Annotated in this window: 3 protein-coding genes; 2 read left to right on the plus strand and 1 reads right to left on the minus strand. The window is 72.2% G+C overall.

Annotation, left to right across the window (positions count from 1 at the left end; all coding sequences use genetic code 11):
* Window positions 1–279: DUF6643 family protein (locus ACYVE9_RS23320; RefSeq protein ID WP_461029859.1), on the minus strand; the 279-nt coding region annotated here is incomplete at its 3' end.
* A 315-nt stretch (window positions 280–594) separates the two neighbouring features.
* Between ACYVE9_RS23320 and ACYVE9_RS23325 the strand changes: the two genes are divergently transcribed.
* Both ACYVE9_RS23325 and ACYVE9_RS23330 read left to right on the plus strand, forming a co-directional pair.
* Window positions 595–1833 (plus strand): TerD family protein, encoded by a 1239-nt coding sequence (locus tag ACYVE9_RS23325; RefSeq protein ID WP_461029860.1) that lies wholly within the window; start codon window positions 595–597, stop codon window positions 1831–1833.
* A gap of 60 nt (window positions 1834–1893) precedes the next feature.
* The coding region (locus ACYVE9_RS23330; protein WP_461029861.1) for a glutamate racemase at window positions 1894–2358 on the plus strand (465 nt) is incomplete at its 3' end.

A 2358-nucleotide genomic window follows, 5' to 3' on the forward strand; every position in this document is an offset into this window, starting at 1 on the left:
CTGGAGCGGCGCCGGCTGCGGGGCGGGAGCCTGGTAGCCGCGAGGGGCGGCGTAGGAGGAGGCCCCTGCGCCCGGCCCGGCCAGCGCCGGGAGCGCGGACTGCAGAGCGGGCAGGTGGTTGCCGGTGTCGTACGCGGCCGGAACCCGGATGGGCGCGATCTGCGGGGTGCCCCGCTCTGCCACCAGGCTGTCGTAGATGGGCGTGTCGGCGAAGGAGGGGGTGGCGTAGTAGCCACCGCCGTAGCCGCCGTAGCTGCTGCCGAGGGAGGGGGAGGTCATGCTCCATAAGTTAAGCGGAAGAAGTGCCGGATGAGGAGCCCGGTAAGGGGGTCTTTTCACGGGTTCCGTGGGACTGCGTGTCCCTAATACGAGCGAACCTCTGCAAATCGGTCGCATGATCGTCTCAACCTGGGGTAATAGAGCGCCTCTTCGTCGGGTGCGGGCCCGCAAGCCCCCTGTCGGACGCGCCGCCCGGCGGGCCCTTCCCGGCTTACCGGAAGCCGTCGGTGGACCGGCGACGGCGTTGGATTAGGTTGGACCTGGCCGAGCAGGACAGTGCGGTGGAGAACCGCAGCCATCTTGAGGGGGAGCAGTATGACCATGCGCAAGGGGACCAACACCCCCGTACCGGCCGCTGCCGTCCGGGTGGAGACCGGGTGGTCCGCGGGGCCGGGAGTGCCCGACGTCGACGCCTCGGCACTGCTGCTGAGTGCCGGAAAGGTCCGCTCGGACAGCGACTTCGTCTTCTACAACCAGCCGTCGCACGCCTCCGGGGCCGTGCGGCACGAGGGCAAACAACCCGCGGGACCGGCCGTCACCGACACCCTCGCGGTGGACCTGGCCCAGGTCGAGCCGTCCGTGGAGACGGTGGTGCTGGCGGTGTCCGCCGACGGCGGCACGTTCGGGCAGGTGCCGGGCCTCTACGTACGGGTGCTGGACGCGGCCGACGGCCGGGAGATCGCCCGGTTCGACAGCGAGGACGCCGGCCCGGAGACGGCCTTCGTGCTCGGTGAGCTCTACCGCAGGCAGGGCGGTTGGAAGTTCCGCGCCGTCGGCCAGGGCTACGACAGCGGACTGGCCGGCCTGGCAAGCGACTTCGGCATCTCCGGCGACGAGCCGGCCGCCGCGCCCCCCGCCCCTGCCCCTGCGGCTCCGGCGCCTCCCGCCCCCGCTGCGGCCCCGGCTCCCGCGCCGGTACGGCTGACGAAGGTGACGCTGACGAAGGAAGCACCCTCGGTCTCGCTCACCAAGCAGGGCGGCACCTCCGGGTCGCTTCGGGTCAACCTCAACTGGCAGGTGCGCAAGCAGTTCAAGGGATGGGGGCAGAAGCTCGGCCGGGCGATGGCAGCCCACTCCGACCTCGACCTCGACCTGTGCGCGCTCTACGAACTCAGCGACGGCCGCAAGGGCGTGGTGCAGGCACTGGGCAACGCGTTCGGCTCGCTCCACCAGCCGCCGTACGTCCACCTCGACGGCGACGACCGCACCGGGGCCCTGGACAGCGGGGAGAACCTCACCGTCAACCTGGACCACATCCGGGACCTGCGCCGCGTTCTCATCTTCGTCACCGTCTACGAGGGCGCCCGCAGCTTCGCCAACCTCAACGCCTCGGTCACGCTGACCCCGCAGCACGGTGCGCCGGTCGACTTCTCGCTCGACGAGTGCACGGTGCCGTCGACCGTGTGCGCGCTCGCCCTGCTCACCAACAACGGCGGTGACCTGGTCGTGCAGCGGGAAGCGCGTTACCTCGTGCCGGAGCGCGGCGTCAGCCCGCAGCGCACCGTGGACCACGCCTACGGCTGGGGCATGCAGTGGACGCCCGGACGCAAGTGAGCCTCCGCCGCCGCGTCACCTCCCTCGGTGGCGCGACGGCCGGCCGCGTACCCTGAGCCTGTGAAAATCGCGCTGATCGACTCCGGGATCGGACTGCTTCCCGCCGCCGCCGCGGTGCGGCGCCTCCGACCGGACGCCGACCTGGTCCTGTCGTGCGACCCGGACGGCATGCCGTGGGGCCCGCGCACCCCGGCCGACATCACCGAGCACGCCCTGCTGTGCGCCAGAGCCGCGGCCGAGCAGCGACCGGACGCGCTGATCGTCGCCTGCAACACCGCGTCGGTGCACGCCCTGGGCACCCTGCGCGCCGAACTGGAGCCCGCCCTCCCGGTGATCGGCACCGTTCCCGCGGTCAAGCCCGCCGCTGCGAGCGGCGGTCCGGTCGCCGTGTGGGCGACACCGGCGACCACGGGCAGCCCCTACCAGCGGCGGCTGATCGAGGACTTCGCCGCCGGAGTGTCGGTGACACCGGTGCCCTGCCACGGACTCGCCGACGCCGTCGAGCAGGCCGACGACGCCGCGGTG

This window comes from Streptomyces sparsus, assembly GCF_054776295.1.

Bases quoted from the DNA above. Each gene is read 5' to 3' on its own strand.
- ACYVE9_RS23325 (WP_461029860.1), top strand. From the start codon at position 595: ATGACCATGCGCAAGGGGACCAACACCCCCGTACCGGCCGCTGCCGTC.